Raw genomic sequence first — 5,127 nt, forward strand, 5'->3', positions numbered from 1 at the left:
TAAAGTCTTCTGCCTCCAGTTTTTGCCGGGTGCTCTCCAAGTCGGTTTGCAGATTTTGGGCCTGACTCTGACTGATGCCTTGCAGATTCAGCGCCAGGGCTCTGTATTCGCCGGCAACGGCTTCGTTCTGACTGGTGCGCCACCCCTGGTTGGGCTGCCAATAGCCCATTTCGGATTGTAGCTCGGACCCCATGGCGGTATTGGTGGTAGCTGTGGCCAAGCCCCCGAATTGGCGTACATTAGTGGATTAGTGGATTAGTGGATTAGTGCGTTTAAGCCTGTCATTTTTTTCAAATGGATAGATCACCCTTCAAAAATTATAATATCTGAAACAGCATTCTCATTGAAAAAACAAATGCCAGAAGGCAAACAAGCTCAAGCTCTCTGATAACTGTTACCAAAAAAATAGCGAGAAATATCACTATACATATATTAAAAAATGAGAACAGCCTCCAATAAACATTCTTATCATCTGAAACCTCATACGCCACACCAGTATACTTACCATAAAAAAAATCAACTTTTTTTCCGCTGATTTTATTTGCCACATCAGAGGGAACCGAAAAGTTCACTCCATTTATTACAGCCTCCGCATCCTCAAAATCCGAGAAACGATACGCTTTATACCACGGCGGAGAAAACCCTTCAGACAGAACTGCAACCTCCCCCTCTTCAATGCCATCAAAAAGACAGCGCTCCACAAATAAAAAGGCATAAACAAGAACAACCAATGAGGAAAAAAAATAAACACCCCATAAAGTAAAAACTTCTATATTTTTATTTTTCACAAATCACCCTAAACACGCATACCTTCTTGCCAATTCGTTAATCTGAGACTGAAAAAGCCCCACCATCTCGCCTATAATCAATGGGACAATAGCCCCCGCAAGCCCTGCCGTAAATGTAATCACTAGATATGTAAAAAAAGCAAACATCTTAACCATAAACACAACAAGCAAAGCTTGTACTATAGGGTGAGCATCACACTCATCTAAAGCATCAGAGATAGAGTAAACTAAATCCACCAAGGTCAGGACCATGTTAAGAATACCAAAACGCTTTAAAAGCTTTGCTCCTAGTGAATCTGCAACTCCAGCCGAAAACATAAATCGCGCAACCGGGCCGGCTTTCAGCCTTCCCCCATTCTCCCCACCCTCAATCAAATAAGCCCCAGCCCCACTATAAGGATCCAGAACAATATACCCGGAGGACTGACTCCCAAAGAAATGAACCGCCCTCTCATGGGCAGTTACTTCCTTGCCCGCATATACCGAGTTACGGATATCCGTTTCTATCTCATCGGACAGCTCGATACCGACAAAGGCATCTTATATGGCTTACTGGGTCACACCCCGAACCCAGCCTTCCTCTTCGTTGATAGTGCTTTCCTGTTCGATGGTCTGGGCTAGCTTCCAGATCCATGCCCACATTGCCTCCTCCCCTAAATATCGCTGGCGGCTTGTTATTTATTATTTTTATAATTTATTATCGCCCCAAAAAAGAAAGCAATACAAAGCACTATATTTACCACACCTCCATGCCCCGAAAAAAAATAGATGTAAAACTGATGCAGTGCGCTTATTAAGAAAAAAATTTTAAGTATCACATTTTTTTCTGCATTAGAAACCATCACCTATCCTCCCAGACATGCCTCTCGGCTACCATCCAGATCAAGAACAACATTGCCATAGCCTAAAATCGCTAAAATCGACCCAATTGCCGCCTGCAAAGAGCCAAAAAGCGGCATCAAAATGAGGCCAAGCGGAGTCAATCCCGCCAACAGCCCAGCAAAGAAACACTCTCGATCAAAAGTCGCTCCTGAAAGAAAAATATCTAATAACTGGAAGATGCCAGCATGAACAAGCACAGAAAGAAGCAAAGGAAGCGCCAAGCCGCCGGAGAATGACAACGCCATCACACCAGCCACAGCAATTGCCATCCCAAGAAGCAGACCAGCTAGATATGAACCATTCTCCCCTCCTTCAATCAAATAAGCCCCAGCCCCACTATAAGGATCCAGCACAATATATCCGGAGGACTGACTCCCAAAGAAGTTAACGGGCCTCTCATGGGCCGTCACTTCCTTGCCCGCATACACTGAGTTACGGATATCGTTTTCTACCTCATCGGACAACTCGATACTGGCCAGAGCCTGATCTAGATTAGCCTGGGTAATGGTCCAGATCTTCTGCCCTTCGGCGGCCGCAAGCTGGATGCACTTCACCGCGCTGATACCGTGGGCCGGCGCATCTTCCGTGCTGTACATTTGCTCTGGCACCAGGTGTTCCATGGCTGATAGCCGGGCACCTCGGGCACGGTTGAACGCCAGCCTGCGTTCCACATTGCCATCCTTGTCGACGCGAGTGCCCGCGAAGCGATCCACATCCATTGTCAGGCCGGTGGCTTTGACGTTGCGGGGAATACCGTAGAAGTAGACCGGAGACAGGTTGGTCTTGAACAGGCCATAGCTGGGGGCGTGGTAGCCCACACTGTGAGCCTCCTTTTCGCTAATCTTGTCCTGCATGTCATTCAGGGCGAAGTAGCTGAGGATGGTGCTATAGAGCAGGTCACCGACTACCTGCTGCTTTGTCAGGCCTGCGAAGTCTTGCGCTTCCAGTTTTTTCCGGGTGCTTCCAGATTGGTTTGCAGGGACTGGGCCTGACTTTGGCTGATCCCTTGAAGGTTCAGCGACAGGGCACGGTACTCCCTAGAAAAACCACTTCATAATGACCGCCTTGCGTTATTCTGAATATCCGCCCCTCTTCCCCCTTATAAAAAATCGTCGAACCGCGGAAGAACTTTCCTTATCATTTAACAGCGTACTTACCCTTCTTAGAGCAGCTATCCATTGAGCCCAAATAGCAGACCGATTACCTACACCAAAGAATATAAAACATAGGAAAAAAATGCGCCAATCAACGCTATTAGCATGTGAATGAGCGCCCCAGAAGCTGGCCCAAAAGCATAATTCTTAGTGACCACAGAGTACGCTATGGCACCAATTATTATGGGCGCGCTAACATTATAGAGGTAATTACGGACACTTACCTCATACACAAAATACTCAACAAAAAAAAGGCTAAAAAAGACACTCAGCAGTGAAAAAGACTCTATGAAATCACCAAAACTCCACTTAGAGTCTATTTTTTCCACCCCATAGAACCTTCTCAGTATTCTTGAAAACCCTGGCTTCTTCATCTACCTCCCCCGCGCAGCAGCGCAGCCTGTTGTTGCCATAGCAATCAGCATCTCATTTATCATACTCATGAAAACACTAAATATAACAATCAAAGCCACAACAACCAATGGACCAATAAATGAAAATGCAACAGCCAACAGGAACGTGCTCATAAAGCCATTTAAGTACGCAATAAATCCAGATATCACGCCTGCAGCCACAGCCCCACAGGGACCTTTCAGGTCGGAAAAAGCACTAACCGCTGTAGCTGAAAAACCAACAAAAGAAGCGATTCTGAGAAGTTTCTCACCAAATTTACTAAAGTCAAAGTATGGCCTTTCAAACTCCCAGCTTATCCACACAAGAATATCTTTAATCGTTGAGAATATATTCCCCCCATTCTCCCCACCCTCAATCAGATAAGCCCCAGCCCCACTATAGGGGTCCAGCACAATATAGCCGGAGGACTGGCTCCCAAAGAAATTCACCGGTCTCTCATGGGCCGTGACCTCCTTGCCCGCATACACCGAGTTACGAATATCCGTTTCTACCTCATCGGACAATTCAATACTGGCCAGTGCCTGATCCAGGTTAGCCTGGGTAATCGTCCAGATTTTCTGCCCTTCAGCAGCATCAAGCTGGATGGCTTTCACCGCACTGATCCCGTGGGCCGGCGCATCTTCCGTGCTGTACATTTGCTCTTACACGAGGTGTTCCATGGCCGAGAGCCGGGCACCACGAGCACGGTTGAACGCCAGCCTGCGCTCCACGTTGCCATCTTTGTCGACACGTGTACCCGCGAAGCGATCCACGTCCATGGCCAGGCCGGTGGCTTTGACGTTACGGGGAATGCCGTAGAAATAGACCGGGGACAGGCTGGTCTTGAAGAGGCCATAGCTGGGGACACGGTAGCCCACACTGTGAGCCTGCTTTTCGCTAATCTTGTCCTGTATATCATTCAGGGCGAAGTAGCTGAGGATGGTTGTAGAGCAGGTCGCCGACTATCTGCTGCTTGGTCAGGCCCGCAAAGTCTTCTGCTTCCAGTTTTTGGGTATTCCCCAGATCAGCTTGCAGGCTTTAGTTCTGCCACACCATATACCCCAAGATAAGGGTGAAATATTTATTAGACGTTACAACGGATTGAAGTACATTTTTGTTCCAGACAAAAAACTTCCCACAAGAATTGCAAAAAACCAAATTATTAACACAATTAAAGGAAAAGACACCATTCTCTGCTTACGCCAAGACAGATCTAAAAAAACCACCGGGCTCAGCCAAATAAAAACACAGATAACCCCCCCTAAATGAAGAGGAAAAATCGATGTTATTGAAGCAATAGAAAAGAATACCCAATAATACCAAAAAGGAGCTTTACCATTATTCATCTTCACGCTTGCAAACCCCTGTCCAAGCTTCAATAAATACTGCAATCATAATGGATTTTATAACCGCAAATATCAAAACAATTAGAACGGGCAGAATTGCGGCATAAAGAGCAAAAATAGCCCCCAATCCTGAAACAAGAAGACTAATTGAAGTAATTGCAGCCGACGCCGTTAGCGGATCGCAGCTCCTCAGAATATATAAATAGCTAAGCATTCTTTCAATGGAACCTTTTATGCTTACGAACGCCTTGGAATAAGCACCACCAAATAGATCAATGAACTCTTCCGCAACTGTAGACAACCAAGAAAAGACGTCACCTGAAGAAGCTTGCGTAGATGAGCCATTCTCACCCCCCTCAATCAAATAAGCCCCAGCCCCACTATATGGATCCAGCACAATATATCCGGAGGACTGACTCCCAAAGAAGTTAACGGGCCTCTCATGGGCCGTCACTTCCTTGCCCGCATACACTGAGTTACGGATATCGTTTTCTACCTCATCGGACAACTCGATACTGGCCAGAGCCTGATCCAGGTTCCCCTGGGTAATCGTCCAGATCTTCT

6 protein-coding genes and 1 pseudogene are annotated in these 5,127 nt (G+C 46.6%); 1 reads left to right on the forward strand and 6 read right to left on the reverse strand.

Going from position 1 to position 5,127, the window contains the following annotated elements:
• Positions 1-317: 317 nt before the first annotated feature.
• The 5 genes from T9A_RS16395 to T9A_RS16425 form a co-directional block, all read right to left on the reverse strand.
• Positions 318-788 (reverse strand): hypothetical protein, encoded by a 471-nt coding sequence (locus tag T9A_RS16395; RefSeq protein ID WP_035250710.1) that lies wholly within the window; start codon positions 786-788, stop codon positions 318-320.
• A gap of 3 nt (positions 789-791) precedes the next feature.
• Positions 792-1,163 (reverse strand): hypothetical protein, encoded by a 372-nt coding sequence (locus tag T9A_RS17205; protein WP_035250712.1) that lies wholly within the window; start codon positions 1,161-1,163, stop codon positions 792-794.
• 470 nt (positions 1,164-1,633) lie between these two features.
• Positions 1,634-2,524: a hypothetical protein gene (locus tag T9A_RS16410; protein WP_035250719.1), complete on the reverse strand. Its 891-nt coding sequence runs from the start codon at positions 2,522-2,524 to the stop codon at positions 1,634-1,636.
• Positions 2,525-3,198: 674 nt separating this feature from the next.
• Positions 3,199-3,873, reverse strand: a complete 675-nt coding sequence (locus tag T9A_RS16420) for a hypothetical protein (protein ID WP_035250725.1) — start codon at positions 3,871-3,873, stop codon at positions 3,199-3,201.
• 6 nt (positions 3,874-3,879) lie between these two features.
• Positions 3,880-4,095, reverse strand: a complete 216-nt coding sequence (locus T9A_RS16425; RefSeq protein WP_035250728.1) for a hypothetical protein — start codon at positions 4,093-4,095, stop codon at positions 3,880-3,882.
• A gap of 61 nt (positions 4,096-4,156) precedes the next feature.
• Here T9A_RS16425 and T9A_RS16430 point away from each other — a divergent pair, with 61 nt between their 5' ends.
• Complete coding sequence (locus tag T9A_RS16430; RefSeq protein WP_035250731.1) at positions 4,157-4,486, forward strand: hypothetical protein; 330 nt, start codon at positions 4,157-4,159, stop codon at positions 4,484-4,486.
• 69 nt (positions 4,487-4,555) lie between these two features.
• Here T9A_RS16430 and T9A_RS17210 read toward each other — a convergent pair.
• A pseudogene (locus tag T9A_RS17210) lies at positions 4,556-5,127 on the reverse strand (hypothetical protein); the annotation flags it as partial.

Origin of the sequence: Alcanivorax jadensis T9, assembly GCF_000756655.1 — a bacterium.
Classification (GTDB): domain Bacteria; phylum Pseudomonadota; class Gammaproteobacteria; order Pseudomonadales; family Alcanivoracaceae; genus Alcanivorax; species Alcanivorax jadensis.